We start from the raw sequence: 21741 nt of genomic DNA on the forward strand, positions 1-21741 counted from the left end.
AGTGGAGACGCTTACCCGAGACTCCGTGATGAAAAAGTACAGGCTCAGCGAGGACACCCGCCTCTGGCAATGGAAAAACGGCGAGACAACGCACACGACGTCGTTACGACAGATTATTGCCACGGCGAATTTTAACGACATCGTGAGCGGCACGAAAGGCGGCTGGGTTGAAGATGAGAGCGCCCTCGCGCACGAAGGCGACTGCTGGATCTACGATGAAAACAGCGTCGTCTTTGCCGGTGCGACGGTGTCCGGCAACGCGCGCCTTACCCTGCCTTGCATCGTCAGTCATGACGCGCAGATTGGCGATAACTGCTGGCTGGACGGCGCAGAGGTCAGTCACGGTGCGCGCATAAGTGACAATGTCACGATACAACAATCCTGCGTGCGCGGCGAATGCCATATTTTCGGCGAGGCGCGGGTGCTTCATAACAGCGTGGTGATTGCTGCCAAAGGGCTTACGCCGGACCATGAGCAGATCCTGAAAATTTATGACAAGGCGACGGTGAGCCAGTCCCGCATTGTGCATCAGGCGCAAATCTACGGCGAGGCAATGGTTAATTATGCCTTCGTTGAACACCGGGCGGAAGTTTTCGACAGCGCCATCCTCGAAGGCAACGATCTCAATAACGTCTGGGTATGTGACTGCGCAAAAGTGTACGGTAACGCCCGCGTCATTGCCGGTTTTGACGACGATGCCATCCCTACCGTCCGCTACAGCTCTCAGGTGGCTGAAAACGCGGTGGTGGAAGGAAATTGTGTCATTAAACACCACGTCCTGATTGGCGGTCAGGCCTGGCTGCGCGGCGGCCCTATCCTGCTGGACGATAAGGTCGTGATCCAGGGACGGGCGCGTATCAGCGGCGATGTGCTTATTGAGCATCGGGTTGAAATCACCGACGATGCGGTGATTGAGGCTTTTGCCGGTGAGAACATCCACCTGCGCGGCGAAAAGGTGATTAACGGCGACCAGCGCATCACCCGTACGCCTCTGTTAGGGGCGTTATAGCGGGTAAATTTTGCCGTAGAGATTCACATCGTCAAAACGGCCATTCAGGAACTCTGCTTCCCGCAGGCACCCCTCCAGCGTAAAACCGTTGCGCAGGGCAACGTTGTTGCTGTGTTTATTCGCCACCCGACACTTAATGACAAAACGGCGGATCTCGCCTCGCTCGACGTAATAGCGCATAAATGCCTGCAGCGCCTGCGACAAAATGCCCTGTCCCTGATGCGCCTCGTCCAGCCAGTAACCGATGTATCCGGCTTTGTTGGCGGGTTCAATCGCATTAAACGAGAGCACGCCGACCAGGTCCTCATCCTTGAAAATCAGAAACATTTTGGCGTAGCCGCGCTGGTGCAGCATCTGATTACTCAGCACATTACGACGGGTGTCATCTTCGGTGCCCACATGCTGCGCCCAGTCAAAGGCGGTTTGCAGCCAGGCTTTGTTTCTGATGACCATGTTGTGCAGATCGGCGGTATAGCGCTCTTCGACGGCGCGAAGCTCGAGATGGTCAGTCACCGGGATAATTTCAGATTCAGTGGCGGTCATGGTCCCTTCCCGTCACCCTCTCCCCGCCGGGGAGAGGGAATAAATGGTCAACGCATGATGCGATCGTCAACGTAGTTACGTTTGTCCGGCGCAGGCGGGAAATACTGATACAGCCAGGTCTCACTGATCGCATCCCCCTGGCAGCGCAGGAACATGCGCATGTCCACCGGTTCGGTCGAATCCGAGGTAGGATACCAGTCGAACAGAATGCGATAGCCGTCAAACGGCTCAACGTAGAGGATCTCAACCTGCTTCGCTTCACCGCTGGAGAGGGTAATGACCGGCTCAATGCCTTTTGGCGCGGCAGCTTTCAGATCGCCCCCGACGAAGTCGATAGCAAAGCGACGGGCCCACACTTTCGGGTAGTTTTCGCCCGGCGCCCAGCCTTCCGGGAACCCACCCATACCGGTACGGGTCGCGAAGACATTCGCCAGTGGGGAACGGACCGGCGGCATGGCGCTCCAGTAAAGACGGTATTTAAAGTCCAGCTCATCGCCCGCTTTCACCGGTTTTTCTGGCTGCCAGAAGCAGACCACGTTATCCAGTGTTTCACCCGTTGTCGGGATCTCCATCAGGCCAACCGCACCTTTACCCCAGTCGTTACGCGGCTCCACCCAGAGGCCTGGGCGTTTGTTATACCAGCCCATGACGTCCTGATAATGCGAGAAATCGCGATCGAGCTGGAGCAAGCCGAACCCTTTCGGGTTTTTGTCCACAAACGCATTAAACTGCAGCTTCTGCGGGTTGTTCAGCGGACGGCAAATCCACTCCCCGTTACCGCGCCACATGGCGAGACGGTCAGAGTCATGAATTTGCGGGTGGATGGTATCGCACATGCGGCGTTCGTTTGTACCGCAGCTGAACATACTGGTCATCGGCGCAATGCCGAGCTGTTTAATGTCTTTACGCGCATAGAGATGGTTTTCCACCTCCATGATCACCTGGCTCTTCTCGCAGTGGATCACGAACTTATACGCACCGGTGATGCTTGGGCTGTCCAGCAGCGTATAGACGGTGAAGGTAGTGTCGCCCGGTTTGACGGTTTCGAACCAGAACGCGGTGAAGTCAGGGAACTCTTCCGGCGTGTCGGTAAAGGTATCCACCGCCAGACCCCGCGCGGAAAGACCATACTGATAGGTATCATCAACCGCACGGAAATAGCTCGCCCCCAGGAATGAGACGATATCGCGACGCGCCAGTTCCGGTGCCTTGAAGGCGCGGAAACCGGCAAACCCAAGATCGCTTTGCCCTTCCAGCTGCTTCGTATCAACACCGGTTTCACCGTAGCTGAACAGCTCAGGACGGAAGTGGATTTCGCGCGCCTGTGACGTTGACTGATCCAGCGAGAACATGCGCACGCGGCGACGGAAACCCATGCCCATATGGAAGAACTGCACGTCCAGCTGACGGCCTTCAATGTTATTCCACAGTGACTGTTTTTCATCGTAACGGATGGCGTTATAGGCCTGCGGCGTCATGGTCGCCAGCGTGTCCGGTAACGGTCGCGGTGCTCCGCCCCACGGGGTTTTCGCCAGGTCATGGGCCATGGATTGCAGTACGGAGAAGTCAAAACGACGGCTCTGACCGTCAGCAATGTCAGAGTCAGCAGCGTAAGCCGCTTTGGAAAACAGGGAAGCAAGGCCAGTTGTGCCGCTCAGGGCTGCCATTGCCAGCGAGCCTTTTAGAAAACGTCTGCGATTCATGCCTGGAAAAACGTCCTTATGGTCGTGTGAATGTGTTTCGCACTCGGCGAAATGACGGCAAGAAAGAACGCACAGCCTAAACAAAAATGGTTAAGAATCCAATTGTTGGGCGGCGATTATCTGTACAAAGTGCGAAATATTTTCTGTCGACCAGAACGACCCGAAAAAGGTGTAAAGAAAGGTATAAAGACGTGTATAAAAATGCCCCGGCTGGACATCGTCAGTCGGGGCAAATGAGGCGGTTATTTTACGCTGACATCGATACCTGGGAAGTACTTATCAGCGAGTTTAGCGATCGTGCCATCGGCACGCACTTTATCAATTGCGGCATCAAGTTGCTTTTTGGTGGCCTCGTCCCCTTTACGCAACCCAAAGCCGATCCCACTGCCGAGGATAGTGTCGTCCGACACCGGTTTGCCGATAAAGCCAAACCCTTTCCCCTGCGGCTTGCTGAGGAAACCTGCCTGCCCGGCCGCGGACATGACCAGCGAGGCGTCGATACGGCCATTCAGCAGATCGCCCCAGGCCATATTCTGATCTTTATAAGACACCACGGTGACACCCTGCTTTTCCCAGTGCTCTTTCGCATAGGTTTCCTGAATAGAGCCCTGCAGGACACCGATGGTTTTGCCCTTAAGCCCCGCGGGCGTTGCCTCTACCGCGGTACCGGCCTTGCCGACGAGCTGCGACGGGATGCGGTAAATCGGCTGGGTAAAATCAATACTTTTACGTCGCTGTTCAGTGATGTTCATCGCCGAGTTAATGGCATCAAATTTCTTCGCCACCAGGCCCGGTATTAACGCATCAAAAGAGGTTTCAACCCAGGTGCATTTCAGCGCTGCGGCTTTGCAGATGGCATTGCCCAGCTCAACGTCAAACCCTTCCAGTTCGCCGGCAGCATTTCGGCTTTCAAACGGCGGATATTCCGCCTCCAGCCCGTACCGCAGTTCGGTAGCCGCGAATGACGAAAACGTACACAGCAATCCCATGCCGACAACTAACGCGCGTAATTTCATCTCCAACTCCTTAGCGTGGTTTAACCCGACACAGGGCCTGGGCACCTGCCCGTAACGTCGCCTCATCTTTCGCAAAAGAGAGACGAATCAATTTATTATCCGTACCATCCGCATAAAACGCCGACAGCGGAATGGTGGCCACTCCATACTCAACGATCAGCCGTTTCACCAGTTCACTGTCGCGCTCATCGCTAAACTGGCTGTAGTCGGCCAGCAGGAAAAACGAACCGGCGCTCGGCAAGAGTCTGAACGGTGATGCTTCCAGCAAACTTTGCAGCAGATCGCGTTTGCGCTGATAAAACGCCGCCAGCGACAGCCAGGTTTGCGGGTCAATCATGTGCTCTGCAAACGCATGCTGCATTGGCGTATCGGCAGAAAACATCAGAAATTGATGGACTTTACAAATCTCATCCATCAGTACCGCCGGAGCAACACAGTAACCCACGCGCCAGCCGGTCACGTGATAGGTTTTTCCGAAGGAAGAGATAATGACGCTCCGCTCCGCCAGCTGCGGATGTGTCGCCATACCGTGGTGCGGTTCACCATCAAAGACGACGTGTTCGTACACTTCGTCAGACAAAATAATGATATCGGTATTGCGGGTCACCGCCACCAGCTGCTGCAGGTCCTCTGCTGAAAAGACCTGCCCGCTCGGGTTATGCGGGGTATTGATGATAATCATGCGCGTACGCGGGGTGATCGCCGCACGGACTTCATCCCAGTTGACGGCAAAATCCGGCACCGTCAGTTTAATGGCAACCGGCGTGGCCCCCTGCAGGCGAACAATCGGGGCGTAACTGTCAAACGACGGTTCAAAGTAGATCACTTCGTCGCCCGGGTGCACCAGCCCGCTGATCGCCGAATAGAGTCCTTCACTGGCACTGGCGGTGACCAGCACTTCGCTGGCCGGGTCATAGTGCGTGCCGTAGAGGGTGGCAATTTTATCCGCAATACGCTCTTTAAGCGGCTGCAGGCCGGTCATTGCCGCGTACTGGTTGTGCCCTGCCTCCATCGCCCGGGTCACCCCGGCGACCAGTTTAGGATCGCAGGAAAAATTGGGTGCACCCTGAGAAAGATTGATGGCGTTATGCCGGGCGGAGAGCTGGCCGATAACGGTAAAAATCGTGGTCCCCACATCGGGTAATTTGGAACGGGTGTGCACCGGAGTGTGTAACGTCATCCTCTTTCCTTTCTCATGATGAATGCATAACTATTCAAACAACAAGTCAGTTGTCGGGACAATCGAATTGTTGTCATAATAGCCATGAGAAAAACGCATACCTGAGGTGTTTAATGTCGCGCCGTTCGCTCCCGCTTAATGCCATCGACGCCTTTTTAGTCACCGCGCGTCATCTGAATCTGACCCATGCCGCAACAGAACTCTGTCTGACGCAGGGAGCCGTAAGTCGCAAAATCGCCACCCTTGAAGCGTGGTTCGGCTTTCCGCTGTTCGAGCGCCATGCGCGCGGCCTGCGCCTCTCCCCACAGGGCAGCGCCCTGCTTCCGGAATTGCAATCCACTTTTGAAACGCTGCTGACCCTGGCCGATCGGGCCCGTACCCAGCAAACCGTGATCCGACTCAAAGCACCCACCTGCGCCATGCGCTGGCTGGTGCCTCGTCTGCTGGAGGTGGAGCGTGAGCAGCCGGATCTGCAGATCGCATTGACCACCACTACCGACCATAACGTCAATTTCAAAACGGAATCTTACGACGCGGCCATTGTATTTGGCACCCATATGAGCGCGGGCGATCTGCTGTTTGAAGAGGCGTTAACCCCGGTAATGAGCCCCCTGCGAGCAGGTTGCGAACTGGGTGCGTTAACCTTCCTTCACCCGACACGGGATAAGACAGACTGGTCATTGTGGCTGGCGAAGCAGGAAGGCCCTGGGGTTGTTATGCGCAAAAATCAACACTTCGACACGATGGACCTTGCCATCACGGCCGCCATTCAGGGGCTGGGGGTGGCCATTGCCGACGAAACGCTGGTGGAAGAAGATGTCCGCGCCGGAAGGCTGGCGCGGCCTTTTGAGAGCAGCATTAAAACGGGTGCGAGCTACAGACTGGTTCTGCGCGAATCGCCTGGCCAGGAAAATGGGCTGGCGGCGTTTCGCGCCTGCCTGCTCAGTCGAGGCTCACATGGTGTTTCATGACGCGCTTAAAGAGACTCATGCGCGCGCGCATAAAGCGGTTTTCAAGCCTGAAACCTGCATGTTTATTCACGCCGATACGTAGCAGCACGTCCCTTCCTTTTCGACAGGCCGGCCAGTGCGTCGGGCCAGGAAGACTTTCCCGGTGACCGGCGTCACGCGCAAAACTCACCCAATAATCTGCAACCTGCGCTGCGAATTGCCGGTCTCGCGCATTAACGTAGTGGCAGGAAGGCTCAATCTCACCAAGGGTGTCAAACACGTACGGCACCTCATTACCGTGCCAGGCACCGTTGATATAGGTTGCGTGCTCTGCTTCCGCCACATAGTCGAACCAGTAACGCCAGCACAAGCCGCCCACGCGCTGTTGGGCCTGCATCACCACATATCCCATGGTGGTAAAAGCCATATCCCGGCACACCTGCCTGCCAAGCTCCACATCCCCTTTCACACCTGGATAGAGCAGTTTGATCAGCCCCAGTCCAAAACGACGTTCACGGCGAAGCTTCTGGATCTGACCGGCGAGATCGATACCAAATACCGCCATCACGCTGGCTTCGTCACTGTTCGACCCAATCATCACCGGAACAGGATGCTGACGCGCGGCAAAGAACACATCGAGCATTGATTCCGGCAGAACACAGTCTCCGACGATGGGTGCCGGGGCGATGTTCAGCGGCGCGGCCAGCGGCCAGAACGCTTCGGGGGGAATGGCACGTAACTGTTCTGCTGACGCCTCCTCAAGGCCGAAATGCGCCGCCAGCGCTTCCCCTTTTTGCAGGGCCTGTTCCCGCGGCGTATCCGGCAGGGTGTATCCGCTTTGCACAATCGCCTTGTGGAAGAGTCCCTTCGCCAGCGGAGACGCCAGCAGCGACAGCACGCTGCGCGCGCCGGCGGATTCACCAAACAGGGTGACGTTGTCAGGATCGCCACCGAAAGCGGCAATATTCTCCCGAACCCATTCAAGGGCGGCAATCTGATCCAGCAGCGCAAAGTTATGCACCACCCGGTCTTCTTCTCCTTCCAGCGCGGGATGGGCAAAGAAGCCAAGGTGACCAAGACGGTAATTGATCGTCACAACCACCACGCCGCGCGTTGCCAGCGCCTTACCGTTATAGGGCGGCAGGCCACCCGCGCCAATGGTAAACCCCCCGCCGTGTAGCCAGACCATGACGGGAAGCGGCGCCGGGCGCTCGACGGGTGACCAGACGTTAAGATACAGACAATCTTCTGAGAACCGGCCGGGATCGCCGCCCCCTAACGCCTGGCAATACTCACTGTTCTGCCAGCTTGAAGGTGAAAAAGCGGTGGCCAGACGCAGCCCCTCCCAGCGTTCAGGCGGCCGTGGCGAACGCCAGCGCCAGTTGCCAACGGGAGGCGCCGCATAGGGAATACCACACCAGAGATGTACGTTTTCATCCGTTAAACCAGACAGTGCGCCCTGGCGCGTTTCAATCACAGGGGCGGAGGGATTTTGCATAACAACCTTCTGTTTCCATCACACCCCAGAAGAGTAACGATTTCAGAGCAAACCGCAACGCTGTTTGCTGCGGATTTCAGCCTCCTGATAGAGCATGAACTCATCGTACACCGGGCAACCCAGCGCCGCTTCGAACGCGTCGCGACTGGCGTTACCGTGGCTACGCGCCTGGGTTTCATTGCCCAGATTCGACTGGAAAATCCCTGCGGCACTGACCGGGAGGAAATCTTCATAGGTGATCGGCTGAGCGACAACCCATCCGCGCTCAATTAACGGCTGTGGATCGTCTCCCGGACGAAACGCATGTCGATGCGCTTCCCCGGATGGCGTCAGGCGATAGCGGAAATAGGCCAGCTCCTGACGGCGCATCAACAATTCGCTGTCCGGGAAGGCGCTGAAGATCTCGCGCAAATGGAGCTGGTGCGTCATGTTGTCTTTACCGGTACCGGCCTCTGCAAGCAGGCTGTCATAAAGCGCACGACCTTTTGGCGTCAGCGCCACGCCGCGCTGTTCAATTTCGCCAAAGCGCGCGGTATGCGTTCCTGTATGCTCCCCGGCAAACAGCACCGGCTCTTCCAGCGCTTTAAAGCTGGTCTGGCGCAGTAATACGGGAACCTCGCGACGCGGTGGTCCTTCAATCAGAATTTTGGGTTCAATCCCGTACTTCGGCATCAGCTCCTGCACCCGGTCAATATCCAGCGTACGTGGCGTGAGGTGGTTGATATGGCACCCCGGGAAACAGACCACATCCGCAATCAGTCGGTGCTCGTTATGCAATGCCAGATAGGTCTCCTGGTCGACCGTCGCATGACGATGCCAGCGGAAGGTTTCTAACGCCTCCTGTACAAACGCCTGCGCCTGCGCATCCGTAAAGTGCCCTTCTGCCTCATGCAGCGCGATAAGCTCCAGACAACGCGGGGTAAAGATATTGCGGTGAGACAGGATCTCCGCGGCACGCTCACGCAGGACGACATTGTCAATCAATTCGAGGCGCAGCAGCGAGGTAAAGATACGAAACGGATTTCGGCACAGCGCCGCATCATCGACCGGGCGAAACGCCGTGGAGTGGACGGGCACGCCCGCCTGAGAGAGGTCGTAATAGCTGACCGGGTACATCCCCATAATGGCAAACATACGACGCAAGGTCGAAAGCTCTTGCGCGGTACCCACGCGGATCGCCCCATGACGCTCCACATTCAGGCGCGCCAGTTCATCCGCGTTCGCCAGTTGTTCATGTAATAGTGGGTTATTTTCCAGAACCGCCAGGTTTACGTCCGCAACCAGGTCGAGCAAGGTGCCGTACTGCGGAACTTCCTGCTGGTACATCGCCGACATAGCCTGCGAAAAGTGTTCCCGAATATCATCAGCCGTGATGGTGTTCGCCATGATGTCATGCCTCCAGTGAATATTACCTGGAGTGTAGAGAAACCCGTTCCCTCTGGGGGGAAGAATTTCCGATTTGTGATCTTAAGACAGGAGTGGTTAAAGCGTGTGCTGGCCTGCCCTGACACCCATATGACCTGGCAGATTCACCTTCTCTAAATGTAGATTCACCTTCTCTAAATAAAGCGTTTTCTGATCAAACTGTATTATTAATAACCTCATCGCTTAACCATTAAGAGGTAATAAATAGCATTATCTTAAGAGGTAATATCTCATTAAAAACAAATATCAGTGGCATATATCTTATTTCGTTAACGCAACAAGCGGATTTCCAATATTTCTCCTTAAGATTAATCTGTAATTTTTAGACTGCCGCACGCGCTTCAGGCATAAACAATGCAAGAAAAACAGTTATCCCCTGCGGCTCGCGGATTAACCCCATGAAGACAGGCAGTTAACCGCAAGCCATCCAGGATATATTCATATTAAACGAAGCGTTAACCATCAGAAATATCTCAGCAACGAAGCGATGGTTTACAAAACATATTTGACGAATATGAAACACCGACTAAAGTTATTATTCGAACGACGAGTGATACGGAATATTTTCGTATCTTAACTGACATAACCAATATATGAGGTTTAATATGGCAGAGCATCGTGGTGGTTCCGGTAATTTCGCACAAGACCGTGAAAAAGCATCAGAAGCTGGACGTAAAGGTGGCCAGCACAGCGGCGGTAATTTTAAAAACGATCCGCAACGCGCATCTGAAGCAGGTAAGAAAGGAGGAGAAAACAGCCACGGTGGTGGCCGTAAAAACTCCTGATCTGATGTAAATCTCTTTTATTTAAAACAGAGAGCATGCTGCGGGCCTCCAGGCTCGCAGTACCCCTTCTTTTTTTTACCGGAGCGTAATGATGAATATGAAAAGTGTCGAAGATGTGTTTATTCACCTCCTGTCCGATACCTACAGCGCTGAGAAGCAGCTGACCCGCGCGCTCGGCAAACTGGCTCGTGCTGCCTCCAGTGAAAAACTGAGCGCAGCCTTTAGTGCACACCTTGAAGAGACGCAGGGACAGATTGAGCGTATCGACCAGATTATCGAGCAAGAATCTGGCCTTAAGCTCAAGCGTATGAAGTGCGTAGCAATGGAAGGCCTGATTGAAGAGGCCAATGAGGTCATCGAGAGCACCGAGAAAAATGAGGTGCGTGACGCCGCATTAATTGCCGCAGCACAAAAAGTGGAGCATTACGAAATTGCCAGTTACGGTACCCTCGCCACATTGGCAGAACAACTGGGCTATAAAAAAGCCGTTAAACTTCTGGCCGAAACGCTGGAAGAAGAGAAAGAAACCGATCTTAAACTTACCGACCTGGCCGTAGGCAATATTAACCAAAAAGCGCAAAAATGACGCTATAGCAAAGGTTAAATAAAATGAGCATCAGTCCCAGGACTATTAAACGGTGCCATTTAACGGCAGCAATAATATGGTTCATACTCGCTATCCCTTCCGTTTTATGGTGGAAGAGCAGCGTCCTATGGGTCATTATCATCAGTATCTACGCCAATATTGTCGGCCATTTATCTGGTTACAGTGCTGCGCGTGCCGATCAGGCTGCTGAGAGTGAGACCAAATAAGCGACACCATAATGAGGACATTATAATGAATCACGTAGAACACTACCATGACTGGCTACGCGATGCCCATGCGATGGAAAAGCAAGCCGAATCTATGCTGGAATCCATGGCCAGCCGTATCGATAATTATCCCGATGTTCGCGCCAGAATTGAGCAGCATATTAGTGAAACAAAGCGACAAATTACCTTACTGGAAGAGATCCTCGACCGTAATGATATTTCTCGTTCGGTTTTAAAAGATTCGATGAGTAAAATGGCGGCGCTCGGACAGTCCATTGGCGGGATGTTCCCCTCTGATGAGATCGTCAAAGGGTCTATCAGCGGCTATGTTTTCGAACAATTTGAAATAGCCTGCTACACCTCCCTGCTGGCCGCGGCCAAAAAAGCGGGCGACATGGCTTCCGTGCCCGCCATCGAAAGTATCCTGGCGGAAGAGCGCGAGATGGCCGACTGGCTGATTCGCCACATTCCACAGACCACCGAACAGTTCCTGCTGCGTTCAGACGCATCCGGTGTCGAAGCAAAAAAATAACCTCAGGAGAGAAGACATGTTTCGACACGTCAAACAATTACAATATACGGTTCGGGTTGCCGAACCGAATCCCGGTCTTGCCAATTTATTACTGGAACAATTCGGCGGTCCTCAGGGCGAGCTGGCCGCCGCCTGCCGTTACTTTACTCAGGGGTTGAGTGATGACGACCCGGGTCGTAAAGATATGCTAATGGATATCGCGACCGAAGAGTTAAGCCACCTTGAAATTATCGGTACCCTGGTGGGTATGCTTAATAAAGGGGCTAAAGGCGCACTGGCGGAGGGCGTGGAAAATGAAGCCGAGCTGTATCGGTCCATGACCGAAAACGGTAACGACAGCCATATTACCTCCCTGCTTTACGGTGGCGGTACTCCGTTGACCAACTCCGCCGGGGTGCCGTGGACGGCGGCTTATGTCGACACCATTGGCGAGCCGACCGCCGATCTGCGCTCAAATGTGGCTGCCGAGGCCCGAGCGAAGATCATTTATGAACGGCTGATTAACGTCACGGACGATCCGGGCGTGAAGGATGCGCTGGCGTTTCTGATGACGCGTGAGGCGGCGCATCAGCTCTCCTTTGAGAAGGCGCTTCAGTCCATTCGTAATAATTTCCCTCCGGGAAAACTGCCGCCAATCGAGGAATACACCAACAAGTACTACAATATGTCTGAAGGTGGAGAGGTTCGCGGAAGCTGGAACAGCGATAAACATTTCGACTACGTTGAATCCCCCCAACCTGCCGTTGACGGCGGTGACGGGAGTGCAAGCGTGACGCTGACGACCGAACAGGCCACGCTGGTCAAAGCGATGTCGGCCCGCACGAAGTCCGATCCACATTCCGACCCGCTGACCGGTGCCGAACTCGGTGCCGGGAAGAAAAAACCGTAACCGATTTTGCCAGGCAGCCCCGGACTGCCTGGCAATCCTCGTGCGCAACAGTTCCAGAGGTACGGACCATGTTCGAACTCGACGCATTTCATCTCGCCAGAATCCAGTTCGCTTTTACCGTCTCGTTCCATATTCTCTTCCCGGCTATCACCATCGGTCTTGCCAGCTATCTGGTGGTGCTCGAAGGGATGTGGCTTCGCACCAAAAATGAGGTGTGGCGCTCGCTGTACCATTTCTGGCTAAAGATATTTGCCGTTAACTTCGGTATGGGGGTCGTTTCCGGTCTGGTCATGGCCTATCAGTTCGGCACTAACTGGAGCGGATTCTCACAGTTTGCCGGCAGTATCACCGGCCCTCTCCTGACCTATGAAGTCTTAACCGCCTTCTTCCTCGAAGCCGGATTTCTTGGCGTGATGCTGTTCGGCTGGAACAAGGTCGGCCCGGGCCTGCACTTCTTCTCGACCTGTATGGTCGCGCTGGGTACGCTGATGTCCACCTTCTGGATCCTCGCCTCCAACAGCTGGATGCACACGCCCCAGGGGTTCAGTATTCAGAACGGTCAGGTCATTCCAGAGGACTGGCTGGCCATCATTTTTAACCCCTCCTTCCCTTACCGTCTCATTCACATGGCTATCGCCGCGTTCCTGAGCAGCGCGCTGTTTGTGGGGGCGTCGGGCGCATGGCATCTGCTGCGCGGCAACGACACGCCCGCGATACGCACTATGTTTTCCATGGCGATGTGGATGGCCCTGCTGGTCGCGCCCATTCAGGCCATCGTCGGTGATATGCATGGCCTGAATACCCTCGAACACCAGCCGGCCAAAATTGCCGCCATCGAAGGTCACTGGGAGAACCCGCCAGGCGAAGCGACACCGCTGCTGCTGTTTGGCCTGCCGGATATGGAGCAGGAGCGCACCCGCTACGCGCTGGAAATTCCTGCCCTTGGCAGTCTGATTCTGACCCACAGCCTGGATAAACAGGTCCCGGCACTGAAAGACTTCCCGAAAGAAGATCGCCCGAACTCACCGATTGTTTTCTGGTCATTCCGCATTATGGTCGGCATGGGTCTGCTGATGATCACGCTGGGTCTGGTCAGCGTCTGGCTACGCTATCGCCATCGACTCTACCAGTCGCGGCCCTTCCACTGGTTCGCGCTGTGCATGGGACCGGCGGGCCTACTGGCGCTGCTGGCCGGCTGGGTCACCACCGAAGTGGGTCGTCAGCCGTGGGTGGTGTATGGCTATCTGCGTACGATCGACGCGGTCTCGCTGCACAGTACGCTGCAGATGAGCATCAGCCTGCTGGCCTTCTTTGTGGTCTATTCGTCGGTGTTTGGCGTGGGCTACGTCTACCTGATTCGGCTTATCAAGAAAGGTCCGCAGCCCGTTGATACGTTGACGTCAAATACCTCGGGCACCCCTGCCCGTCCGCTGTCTGCCGCTGAGTCTGTTCCGGAACAGGAGAGAAACTGATGGGCGTCGATATCTCAGTTATCTGGTTTGCCATCATCGTGTTCGCCACGCTGATGTATATCATCATGGATGGCTTTGATTTGGGCATCGGGCTGCTTTTTAACTTCGTGGGCGATGCCAGAGAGCGTGACGTAATGGTCAACAGCGTGGCGCCGGTGTGGGACGGCAACGAGACCTGGCTGGTGCTCGGCGGTGCGGGGTTGTTCGGCGCGTTTCCGCTGGCCTATGCGGTGATTATTGATGCACTGACCATCCCTCTTACCGCCATGTTAATTGGCCTTATCTTTCGCGGCGTGGCTTTCGAGTTCCGCTTTAAGGCAACGCCTTCACACCGCAAGTTCTGGGACTACGCCTTCGCCGGCGGCTCTTTGCTTGCCACCTTCAGCCAGGGGGTGGTGGTGGGAGCAGTGATTAACGGCTTTGACGTTGAGGGCCGGCGTTTTGTCGGCTCCGCCCTTGACTGGTTAACGCCCTTCAATCTTTTCTGCGGCATCGGGCTGGTTGTGGCCTACACCCTGCTCGGTACCACGTGGCTTATCATGAAAAGTGAAGGTGCGTTGCAAAACCGCATGCGTGAACTGACCCGGCACGTGCTGCTGGCGCTGGTGGTGGTGATCGCGGTGGTGAGTATCTGGACGCCGCTCGGCTGGCAGTACGTTGCCGACCGCTGGTTTACCTTCCCCAACTTCATCTGGTTCCTGCCGGTTCCCCTGCTGGTCGGCGTGTTTAGCCTGTGGATCTGGCGACTAACACGCAACCCGGCCAGCCACTCGCGTCCCTTCCTGCTGACCCTTGGGCTGATCTTCCTCGGATTTAGCGGTCTGGGAATTAGCCTGTGGCCTAACATTATTCCGCCGCGCATTACCCTGTGGGAGGCTGCGGCACCACCGGCCAGCCAGCTGTTTATGCTGGTCGGAACGTTACTGATTATTCCGGTGATTCTGGTGTACACCGCCTGGAGCTACTACGTTTTCCGGGGCAAAGTTTCCGACACGGAAGGTTATCACTGAGGTGAACTATGGCAGACTGGCATACCCGAGCCATTATTTATCAGATTGATACTGCACTCTTTTATGATTTAAACGGCGATGGTTGCGGGGACATCGCCGGGATTGGCGCAAAGCTGCGCTACATTCGCCGCATGGGGGCGACGGTTATCTGGATCACCCCTTTCTACCTCACCCCGTTTCTGGATGAAGGCTACGACGTCAGCGACCATCTGCAGGTTGATCCTCGCTTCGGAAAGCTGGCCGACATTATCGCCTTTATTGAACAGGCCCGGGAGCTGGGTATGCAGGTCATTATTGAGCTGTTGATTCAGCACACCTCGGACGCCCATCCCTGGTTTCAGCAGGCGCGCCGCAACCCAACTTCACCTTTTCGTGACTACTATATCTGGTCGGATAATAACGAGGACGATACCTCCCCGATGTTTCCCGGCGTGGAAGAGAGCGTCTGGACATGGGATGACGAGGCCGGGCAATACTACCGACATATGTTCTATCACCACGAGCCCGACCTGAATCTGACCTGCCCCGCGCTGCTCAACGAGATCGAAAATATTATCCTCTTCTGGCTCAAGCTCGGGGTGTCGGGCTTTCGCCTTGATGCCGCAACGCACCTGACCGCGCAGGCAGGCGGCGGTGACGAGAAAAAGGGGTTATGGATCCTGGAGCATATGCGCCGCCTTATTGAAGCACGTAATCCGGAAGCGATCCTGCTCGGTGAGGTGGACGTCGACGTGGAGGCGTATAAAGACTATTTCGGCGAAAATAACCGTCTGAATCTGGTGCTGAATTTCTGGCTCAATAAGTATTTCTACGTCAGCCTTGCCAGGAAAAGCGCCCGACCGCTGCGCAATGCCATAAGGAAGATGATTGTCCCGCCTGACTCGTGCTGCTTTGCCAACTGGCTGCGCAACCACGATGAGTTAGATCTGGAAGGGATTGGTAAAAAAGAGAAACAGATTGTGGTCGACACCTTCGCCCCTGACGAAGAGATGAACGTCTACCAGCGCGGGATACGACGCCGTCTGGCACCGATGTTAAAGGGCGATCAAAAACGGCTGGCGTTCTGCCACGCGGTGCTCTTCTCACTCCCAGGCGTGCCGGTCATGCGCTACGGCGATGAGATTGGCATGGGTGATGATCTGACGCTGGAAGAGCGCTATGCCGTGCGTACGCCAATGCAGTGGGCGGGGTCAGAGGGCGGTGGCTTTTCAGCAGCGGATCCTGAGCGGTTTATCGCCCCGATCATCGATCGCGGTCCCTGGCGTTATCAGAAAATCAACGTGGCCGATTCCCTGCTGCACCGCAATTCCCTGCTGCACCGGATCATCGACATGGCCAATACGCGCTCTGAATTTCCGGAGATTGCTGTCGCACCGTTTCGTCTCATCAATATTGATGATGACGCGGTACTGGGCATTTATTACGAAGCCGAAGCGCGCAGTATCCTGACCTTCGTTAACTTTAGCGACAAGCCGGTCCAGTTTACCGCCCGCGGGATCCGTCACGCCACCTGGACCGCCTGCCTGGCGGATAAACGCTATGACGACACGCTGATCTGTGGCAAAACCGTCCAGCTTACCCTCAGCGGCTACGGCTATCGCTGGTTCTGGACTAACCGTAGCGCGCTGCGCTGATTACCTTTTACGCCGGGTCATGAGCCGCGTCAGCACAACGCCCGCCACCGCGAGGGAGCCTAACAGGACTTTCCCGGGCACACCTGACGTGATCGCCGTGGCGCGGTTTTTCGCTTCCGGGGTAAAACGCCCATGGATTTTGTGCAGGTCGTTGACCGGCTGGTCGAGATAATCCTGGCGATCCCGGTCATTCAGATCGTCAGTCATCTGACCTTCCCAGGCCTTCTTCACCATCAGCCGGTCCAGGAAACCCGGGAAGAGGAATTGTCCGACGATCGACTGAATGGTACTGCTGCCCACCCACAGTTCGCGCACCGGTTTTTGCGCGACCTTAAAAATCGCGCTCGCGGCAACTTCAGGCTCAAACACTGGCGGAACCGGACGCATAGCCCAGGCGAATTTGTTTCTTGCCCAGTCAAACTGCGGTGTATTCAGCCCCGGCATCTGCACCATTGAAAGCTGCACCCGGCTGTTCTCATGCATCAGTTCCGTGCGCACCGCATCGGTGAATCCCCGAATCGCCGCTTTGGCGCCGCAGTAGGCCGATTGCAATGGGATCGAGCGGTAGGCCAGCGCGGACCCGACCTGAATAATCACGCCGCGATCGCGTGGCACCATCAATTCCAGCGCGGCGCGGGTTCCGTTTACGAAGCCAAGATAGGTCACGTCAGTGACGCGGCGAAATTCATCCGGCGTCAGGGTACGAAACGGTGCCAGCACCGCACCCATCGCATTGTTAACCCACACATCAATCGCACCGAGGCGATATTCAATCTCGTTTGCCGCGTCCACCACCGCCTGGCTGTCGGCGACATCCGCCTGTACCGCACAGGCTTTGACGCCAAATCGCGTTAACTCCTCCTGGGTCGAGTGCAGGCTTGTCTCATCGCGGGCAATAATCCCCACATCGTAGCCTGCCTTTGCGAAGTGCAGCGCCGTTGCCTTTCCCACACCCGCCGTACCCCCGGTAATGACAATCACAGCCATAGAACCTCCGCGTAAATTTACTCGTTATCCCAGCCTGATAATCTGGTCACTAATTCAGACAATGAATACTGCACCGCCTTCTCAACCACATCCTGGCAGTCGCCGGAAAACAGGATGGTACGGGTTTCCGTGTGTCCGCGAAGGTTCCAGGCGAAGCAAACGGTCCCTGCCGCCGTGCCATCGTCGCCCCCTTCTGGCCCGGCATAACCACTGATAGCAATACTGACATCTGCCTGGGCAATCTCCAGGATCCGGGCGGCCATTTCGGTTACCGTCGGTTCACTCACGGCCGTATACCGTTCAAGGGTCTCAGGACGCACGCCCAGAATGCGCTCTTTTGCGCCGTCACTGAACACGACCAGGCCGACATCATAAAATTCGGCCGTGTTCTCTTCAGCACAAAGGGCGACGGAGAGTTTTCCGCCGGTGCAGGATTCTGCCGTGGTTAAGCGAAGCCCTAGATCTGTCAATTTGCTCGCCACTTTTTTGGTCAGTTCGGCGACGGTATAATTGTTATCATGGTGAAGGTTGCTCATTTCGTGGCCTCTTACTTCTCAAAAGGAATGATTGAAATATGACCATTGCGCTCAAGAATGGCATATTTAATTTCACTCAGCTGCGTAACACCATTATTCTGGCGTGCTGATACCAGAATATCATCACAGGAAACGTCGACTTTTTTGAGTTTATCTGCTAGCGGCACGCCGTTCTCAACCAATATCACCGGAGTGCCATCAAGAATATTTTCTACCGGTGAGAAATATTTTTTCATTACCCCAAAGATAATATCCACTACCACCAGCGTGGTAATGGTAATCATTGCGCCGGTGATCGAAAAATCTTCCCCGAGCAGCGCCTGTTGCGTCGCCTCACTGATAATTAACAGAAGAATCAGATCAAAGCTGGTCATCTGCAGCAAAGCACGCCGTCCGGCAACTTTAAATACCACGACGAGGAACAGGTAAATAGCCAGCGCACGAAAGACCATATCCATATCAGCCTCCTACGGGTAAATTAATTGCCAGAAAGGGATTTCCGGCTCGTTGTTTATGCGAACGACATTGTTCCATTTACCTGCGCGTGCAGGGGTCGTGAAAAGTAAGACAGAGAAGTTGTCGGACATTTTCAGGTTGTTATACACAAAAAAGAGCGTATTCCCGCGACTAAACATGCTGTCCGGTTGCGGCCAAACGCTTCCTGGCTCGTAAACATCGTTGCTCTCGCTGGTCACACTCAGGGTGTATTTCCCTTCTGTTCTGACCGGGAATGAAAGGTGGATCTTCGACTCCGTCTGGCGTCGGCCAAAGCGCTCGTAGTTGATGGTCAGCGACTTTGCCGAGTTTGTTCTTTGCGTATCACTCACCACTCCGCTTGAAAAGAAGCCCGCTATCGCCGCAACGATAATGATCAGCAGGACAATAAAACCCACCTGACGAAATCCATATTCAAACGTCAGCAATCGGTAATTCTCATCTATCCCAGGTAGCTTATCACTTTGACGCTTCATGGCGGCTATCACCGTTTCGCTTATTAACCGATATTTTTGATTTCAAAAGCGAATGTTTTTAAGACTTATCACATTTGCCACATAAAGGAATAGCAACAATACTTAATAAGTCAAGACACACAAAATGAAGGATATCAGATGAAATTATCGCTTATTTCCGCTTTTTTGATATTTCTGGTACCGGCCGCATGGGCAGATAATAACGGCGGGTTACAAAAAGGTGAAGCACCGCCACCGCCGCACGCACTGGATAGCGGTTATCGTGGAACCGATGATGCACGAATTATGACCATCGATCATGCAAAAGAAATGCATGATGGTGCGACTATTTCATTACGCGGAAACCTTATTGACGGTAGCGGCGATAAGTTTGTATTCCAGGATAAAACCGGAAAAATAGACGTTATTATTCCCCAGGCAGTATTCGACGGCAGAACAGTAAAACCCGATCAGATGATCAGTATCAACGGATCGCTTGATAAGAAATCATCGCCGCCTGTCGTGCGCGTCGATCATTTGCAGAAATAATTCAGCGAAGCGTTAACGCTGCAACTATCCATCAAATCTCACCCCTTGGCTTAAGGAGTCAGCTATGAGTGATACTACACAACGTCAGAACGCTTACCCGCAACCCCCTTTCCCGGAGCAACCGCAAACGCCGCCGGGACTGGCATCAGAAATGCAACCCGTACCCGACCACGGGGAAACGAGCTATAAAGGGCATGGCCGCCTTGCCGGCAAGAAAGCATTGATCACCGGAGGCGACTCCGGTATTGGTCGCGCAGTCGCGATCGCTTACGCCCGTGAAGGGGCTGACGTCGCAATTAACTATCTGCCTGAAGAAGAGAAAGACGCGGTTGACGTCATTGAGCTTATCAAAGCGGAAGGACGCATTGCCGTCGCGCTGCCGGGTGACATCCGTGATGAGACGTTCTGCCAGAATCTGGTAGAAGAGGCGGTGGCCAAACTGGGGGGACTGGACATTCTGGTGAATAACGCCGGTCGTCAGCAATACCGGGAATCCCTTGAAGAGCTCACCACGGAAGATTTTGACGCGACCTTCAAAACCAATGTCTATGCGCCTTTCTGGATAACCAAAGCGGCGCTGCGCCATCTGAAACCGTCGGCCTCTATCATTAATACCTCCTCGGTCCAGGCGGTTAAGCCCAGCCCTGTGCTGCTGGATTATGCCCAGACAAAAGCCTGTCTGGCGGTGTTCACCAAATCCTTAGCGAAACAGCTTGGTCCAAAAGGAATACGCGTCAATGCGGTTGCCCCGGGCCCTTACTGGACGGTGCTGCAATCCAGCGGCGGCCAGCCGATGGAAAAAGTGAAAGAGTTTGGTAGTGATACCCCGCTGGGGCGTCCGGGTCAACCTGTTGAAATCGCACCGCTCTATGTCACGCTGGCCTCGGATGAATGTTCATTTACCTCCGGTCAGGTATGGTGCTCTGACGGCGGTGATGGCGTGATTTAACCCGGCTATACACTGACGTAACGCTCTCAATATGCTCGAAAAGAACAGGGACGTTCTTCCTCTCCCCCCTGCCAAAAAACATGTTGTAACTCAAACAGATCAAATGTTAAAAATATTTTGCTATCAAGTTATCAAAATTAAACAACTTAGCTTGTCACCCGCATCGCTCTGTTTTTAACATCGCCTATGGAAAAAAATGGTCTGTTCAGTCAGCGCATACGCTTGCGCCATTTGCATACATTTGTGGCCGTCGCTCAACAGGGAACGCTGGGGCGAGCGGCTGAAACTCTCAACCTAAGCCAGCCTGCGCTCTCCAAAACGCTGAACGAGCTGGAACAACTCACCGGAACCCGTCTCTTCGACCGCGGTAGGCTGGGGGCACAACTCACCCTCGTGGGTGAACAATTCCTGACGCACGCCGTCAAGGTGCTCGATGCGCTGAATACTGCCGGACAGTCGCTCAACCGCAAAGAGGAGCACGCCACGGAGATTGTGCGCGTGGGTGCCCTGCCAACGGCGGCGCTCGGCATTCTGCCTCCGGTCATTGGGCAGTTCCACAAACATCAGCGGCATACCACTATTCAGGTTGCCACCATGAATAACACCATGCTGCTCGCCGGGCTAAAATCCGGCGAACTGGATCTCGGTATCGGGCGCATGTCCGACCCCGAGCTTATGGGCGGGCTTAACTACGAGCTGTTATTCCTGGAATCCCTGAAGCTGGTCGTGCGTCCCGGTCACCCCCTGCTGCAGGATACGGTGACGTTAAGCCGCGTAATGGAGTGGCCGGTGGTAGTATCCCCAAAAGGCACCGTTCCGCGTCAGAACGCCGAGACACTGCTGCAGATGCAGGGCTGCTCACTGCCTTCAGGTTGCATCGAAACGCTGTCGGCCTCGCTTTCGCGCCAGCTTACGGTGGATTATGACTACGTCTGGTTCGTTCCCTCCGGCGCGGTGAAAGATGATCTCCGCCAGGGCACGCTTACCGCACTGCCGGTGACGTCGCCAGGTGCGGGCGAACCTATCGGTATATTAACCCGCGTGGATACCCCGCTCTCCCCGGGTGCGCAGACGCTGCTCAGCGCCATCCGCAAATCCATGCCTGCCTGAGACGCCTTTACAACCTCAACCACTAACCCGTCCTGTCGACGGGTTTTTTGTTTCTGTGGTCAAAAAATGCGAAATCATCCATTAACAATTGCGTAAAACAATTTAACAGTTTTATCATAGCCGCGAATTCACCAAATGGTTCGCATGCTATTTGTTAAACAGGAATTCATCCGCACATGATGCGGATAAACCGTATAAAAC

The 21741-nt window shown here is 54.7% G+C and carries 23 protein-coding genes; 13 read left to right on the plus strand and 10 right to left on the minus strand.

The features are described from left to right. Positions 1-28: 28 nt before the first annotated feature. The gene (gene ydcK / locus ACMVME_RS01720; RefSeq protein WP_025204226.1) at positions 29-1009 is read left to right on the plus strand and encodes a YdcK family protein; all 981 of its coding nucleotides are present in this window, start codon (positions 29-31) and stop codon (positions 1007-1009) included. On the opposite strand, the gene rimL is transcribed toward ydcK, so the two are convergent. The 4 genes from rimL to ACMVME_RS01740 all read right to left on the minus strand — a co-directional run bounded on the left by rimL (position 1004) and on the right by ACMVME_RS01740 (position 5451). After that, complete coding sequence (gene rimL, locus ACMVME_RS01725; RefSeq protein WP_025204227.1) at positions 1004-1552, minus strand: 50S ribosomal protein L7/L12-serine acetyltransferase; 549 nt, start codon at positions 1550-1552, stop codon at positions 1004-1006. The genes ydcK and rimL overlap by 6 nt on opposite strands. 47 nt (positions 1553-1599) lie before the next feature. Next, a complete protein-coding gene (locus ACMVME_RS01730) occupies positions 1600-3255 on the minus strand; it encodes a glucan biosynthesis protein D (RefSeq protein WP_068794621.1) in 1656 nt (551 codons plus the stop codon). A gap of 242 nt (positions 3256-3497) precedes the next feature. Continuing rightward, entirely contained in the window at positions 3498-4271 is a 774-nt protein-coding gene (locus ACMVME_RS01735) for a transporter substrate-binding domain-containing protein (protein ID WP_025204230.1), read from the minus strand. 10 nt (positions 4272-4281) lie between these two features. Continuing rightward, positions 4282-5451, minus strand: a complete 1170-nt coding sequence (locus ACMVME_RS01740; RefSeq protein ID WP_014170012.1) for a pyridoxal phosphate-dependent aminotransferase — start codon at positions 5449-5451, stop codon at positions 4282-4284. A gap of 113 nt (positions 5452-5564) precedes the next feature. Between ACMVME_RS01740 and ACMVME_RS01745 the strand changes: the two genes are divergently transcribed. Next, the gene (locus ACMVME_RS01745) at positions 5565-6422 is read left to right on the plus strand and encodes a LysR family transcriptional regulator (protein ID WP_068794620.1); all 858 of its coding nucleotides are present in this window, start codon (positions 5565-5567) and stop codon (positions 6420-6422) included. Here the strand turns inward: ACMVME_RS01745 and ACMVME_RS01750 are convergent. Together ACMVME_RS01750 and ACMVME_RS01755 are read right to left on the minus strand one after the other, a co-directional pair. Next, positions 6394-7899 (minus strand): carboxylesterase/lipase family protein, encoded by a 1506-nt coding sequence (locus tag ACMVME_RS01750; protein WP_032678128.1) that lies wholly within the window; start codon positions 7897-7899, stop codon positions 6394-6396. The genes ACMVME_RS01745 and ACMVME_RS01750 overlap by 29 nt on opposite strands. Before the next feature lie 42 nt (positions 7900-7941). Next, a complete protein-coding gene (locus tag ACMVME_RS01755) occupies positions 7942-9285 on the minus strand; it encodes a VOC family protein (RefSeq protein ID WP_014170009.1) in 1344 nt (447 codons plus the stop codon). Between the two features lie 644 nt (positions 9286-9929). Here ACMVME_RS01755 and ACMVME_RS01760 point away from each other — a divergent pair. The 8 genes from ACMVME_RS01760 to ACMVME_RS01795 all read left to right on the plus strand — a co-directional run bounded on the left by ACMVME_RS01760 (position 9930) and on the right by ACMVME_RS01795 (position 16459). After that, positions 9930-10109: a general stress protein gene (locus ACMVME_RS01760; RefSeq protein ID WP_020884187.1), complete on the plus strand. Its 180-nt coding sequence runs from the start codon at positions 9930-9932 to the stop codon at positions 10107-10109. 91 nt (positions 10110-10200) lie between these two features. Beyond that, a complete protein-coding gene (locus ACMVME_RS01765) occupies positions 10201-10695 on the plus strand; it encodes a ferritin-like domain-containing protein (RefSeq protein ID WP_020884188.1) in 495 nt (164 codons plus the stop codon). A 23-nt stretch (positions 10696-10718) separates the two neighbouring features. Beyond that, positions 10719-10922 carry a hypothetical protein gene (locus tag ACMVME_RS01770; RefSeq protein WP_020884189.1) on the plus strand — a complete coding sequence of 68 codons (204 nt, stop codon included), beginning with the start codon at positions 10719-10721 and terminating at the stop codon, positions 10920-10922. Between the two features lie 25 nt (positions 10923-10947). After that, entirely contained in the window at positions 10948-11454 is a 507-nt protein-coding gene (locus ACMVME_RS01775; RefSeq protein WP_014170004.1) for a ferritin-like domain-containing protein, read from the plus strand. A 16-nt stretch (positions 11455-11470) separates the two neighbouring features. Beyond that, positions 11471-12343 (plus strand): manganese catalase family protein, encoded by an 873-nt coding sequence (locus ACMVME_RS01780; RefSeq protein ID WP_020884190.1) that lies wholly within the window; start codon positions 11471-11473, stop codon positions 12341-12343. A 68-nt stretch (positions 12344-12411) separates the two neighbouring features. Then, on the plus strand, positions 12412-13815 hold the full coding sequence (locus ACMVME_RS01785; protein WP_014170002.1) for a cytochrome ubiquinol oxidase subunit I: 1404 nt from the start codon (positions 12412-12414) through the stop codon (positions 13813-13815). Continuing rightward, a complete protein-coding gene (gene cydB / locus ACMVME_RS01790; protein WP_047955589.1) occupies positions 13815-14825 on the plus strand; it encodes a cytochrome d ubiquinol oxidase subunit II in 1011 nt (336 codons plus the stop codon). The genes ACMVME_RS01785 and cydB overlap by 1 nt, the downstream gene beginning before the upstream one ends. Before the next feature lie 8 nt (positions 14826-14833). After that, positions 14834-16459 carry an alpha-amylase family protein gene (locus ACMVME_RS01795; protein WP_068794619.1) on the plus strand — a complete coding sequence of 542 codons (1626 nt, stop codon included), beginning with the start codon at positions 14834-14836 and terminating at the stop codon, positions 16457-16459. Here the strand turns inward: ACMVME_RS01795 and ACMVME_RS01800 are convergent, their stop codons facing one another. From ACMVME_RS01800 to ACMVME_RS01815, 4 genes are read right to left on the minus strand one after another with little or no spacing between them, the layout of a single operon-like run. After that, on the minus strand, positions 16460-17446 hold the full coding sequence (locus ACMVME_RS01800; protein ID WP_025204235.1) for an SDR family oxidoreductase: 987 nt from the start codon (positions 17444-17446) through the stop codon (positions 16460-16462). It abuts the gene before it with no gap. A gap of 17 nt (positions 17447-17463) precedes the next feature. Further along, on the minus strand, positions 17464-17982 hold the full coding sequence (locus tag ACMVME_RS01805; protein WP_337275475.1) for a 2-oxo-tetronate isomerase: 519 nt from the start codon (positions 17980-17982) through the stop codon (positions 17464-17466). An 11-nt stretch (positions 17983-17993) separates the two neighbouring features. Then, complete coding sequence (locus tag ACMVME_RS01810; protein WP_068794618.1) at positions 17994-18440, minus strand: DUF421 domain-containing protein; 447 nt, start codon at positions 18438-18440, stop codon at positions 17994-17996. Between the two features lie 9 nt (positions 18441-18449). Further along, a complete protein-coding gene (locus ACMVME_RS01815; protein WP_068794617.1) occupies positions 18450-18953 on the minus strand; it encodes a hypothetical protein in 504 nt (167 codons plus the stop codon). Between the two features lie 138 nt (positions 18954-19091). On the opposite strand from ACMVME_RS01815, the gene ACMVME_RS01820 reads away from it, so the two are divergent. The 3 genes from ACMVME_RS01820 to ACMVME_RS01830 all read left to right on the plus strand — a co-directional run bounded on the left by ACMVME_RS01820 (position 19092) and on the right by ACMVME_RS01830 (position 21540). Continuing rightward, positions 19092-19481: a YdeI family stress tolerance OB fold protein gene (locus ACMVME_RS01820; protein ID WP_020884197.1), complete on the plus strand. Its 390-nt coding sequence runs from the start codon at positions 19092-19094 to the stop codon at positions 19479-19481. Positions 19482-19545: 64 nt separating this feature from the next. Then, entirely contained in the window at positions 19546-20430 is an 885-nt protein-coding gene (locus ACMVME_RS01825; protein ID WP_068794616.1) for an SDR family oxidoreductase, read from the plus strand. A gap of 186 nt (positions 20431-20616) precedes the next feature. After that, complete coding sequence (locus ACMVME_RS01830) at positions 20617-21540, plus strand: LysR substrate-binding domain-containing protein (protein ID WP_014169993.1); 924 nt, start codon at positions 20617-20619, stop codon at positions 21538-21540. Positions 21541-21741: the final 201 nt, after the last annotated feature.

The sequence above is a fragment of the Enterobacter cloacae complex sp. 2024EL-00711 genome, assembly GCF_047529885.1.
Classification (GTDB): domain Bacteria; phylum Pseudomonadota; class Gammaproteobacteria; order Enterobacterales; family Enterobacteriaceae; genus Enterobacter; species Enterobacter ludwigii.

Bases quoted from the DNA above. Each gene is read 5' to 3' on its own strand.
- ydcK (WP_025204226.1), top strand. From the start codon at position 29: ATGAAAAAGTACAGGCTCAGCGAGGACACCCGCCTCTGGCAATGGAAA.
- rimL (WP_025204227.1), bottom strand. From the start codon at position 1,552: ATGACCGCCACTGAATCTGAAATTATCCCGGTGACTGACCATCTCGAG.
- ACMVME_RS01730 (WP_068794621.1), bottom strand. From the start codon at position 3,255: ATGAATCGCAGACGTTTTCTAAAAGGCTCGCTGGCAATGGCAGCCCTG.
- ACMVME_RS01735 (WP_025204230.1), bottom strand. From the start codon at position 4,271: ATGAAATTACGCGCGTTAGTTGTCGGCATGGGATTGCTGTGTACGTTT.
- ACMVME_RS01740 (WP_014170012.1), bottom strand. From the start codon at position 5,451: ATGACGTTACACACTCCGGTGCACACCCGTTCCAAATTACCCGATGTG.
- ACMVME_RS01745 (WP_068794620.1), top strand. From the start codon at position 5,565: ATGTCGCGCCGTTCGCTCCCGCTTAATGCCATCGACGCCTTTTTAGTC.
- ACMVME_RS01750 (WP_032678128.1), bottom strand. From the start codon at position 7,899: ATGCAAAATCCCTCCGCCCCTGTGATTGAAACGCGCCAGGGCGCACTG.
- ACMVME_RS01755 (WP_014170009.1), bottom strand. From the start codon at position 9,285: ATGGCGAACACCATCACGGCTGATGATATTCGGGAACACTTTTCGCAG.
- ACMVME_RS01760 (WP_020884187.1), top strand. From the start codon at position 9,930: ATGGCAGAGCATCGTGGTGGTTCCGGTAATTTCGCACAAGACCGTGAA.
- ACMVME_RS01765 (WP_020884188.1), top strand. From the start codon at position 10,201: ATGAATATGAAAAGTGTCGAAGATGTGTTTATTCACCTCCTGTCCGAT.
- ACMVME_RS01770 (WP_020884189.1), top strand. From the start codon at position 10,719: ATGAGCATCAGTCCCAGGACTATTAAACGGTGCCATTTAACGGCAGCA.
- ACMVME_RS01775 (WP_014170004.1), top strand. From the start codon at position 10,948: ATGAATCACGTAGAACACTACCATGACTGGCTACGCGATGCCCATGCG.
- ACMVME_RS01780 (WP_020884190.1), top strand. From the start codon at position 11,471: ATGTTTCGACACGTCAAACAATTACAATATACGGTTCGGGTTGCCGAA.
- ACMVME_RS01785 (WP_014170002.1), top strand. From the start codon at position 12,412: ATGTTCGAACTCGACGCATTTCATCTCGCCAGAATCCAGTTCGCTTTT.
- cydB (WP_047955589.1), top strand. From the start codon at position 13,815: ATGGGCGTCGATATCTCAGTTATCTGGTTTGCCATCATCGTGTTCGCC.
- ACMVME_RS01795 (WP_068794619.1), top strand. From the start codon at position 14,834: ATGGCAGACTGGCATACCCGAGCCATTATTTATCAGATTGATACTGCA.
- ACMVME_RS01800 (WP_025204235.1), bottom strand. From the start codon at position 17,446: ATGGCTGTGATTGTCATTACCGGGGGTACGGCGGGTGTGGGAAAGGCA.
- ACMVME_RS01805 (WP_337275475.1), bottom strand. From the start codon at position 17,982: ATGAGCAACCTTCACCATGATAACAATTATACCGTCGCCGAACTGACC.
- ACMVME_RS01810 (WP_068794618.1), bottom strand. From the start codon at position 18,440: ATGGATATGGTCTTTCGTGCGCTGGCTATTTACCTGTTCCTCGTCGTG.
- ACMVME_RS01815 (WP_068794617.1), bottom strand. From the start codon at position 18,953: ATGAAGCGTCAAAGTGATAAGCTACCTGGGATAGATGAGAATTACCGA.
- ACMVME_RS01820 (WP_020884197.1), top strand. From the start codon at position 19,092: ATGAAATTATCGCTTATTTCCGCTTTTTTGATATTTCTGGTACCGGCC.
- ACMVME_RS01825 (WP_068794616.1), top strand. From the start codon at position 19,546: ATGAGTGATACTACACAACGTCAGAACGCTTACCCGCAACCCCCTTTC.
- ACMVME_RS01830 (WP_014169993.1), top strand. From the start codon at position 20,617: ATGGAAAAAAATGGTCTGTTCAGTCAGCGCATACGCTTGCGCCATTTG.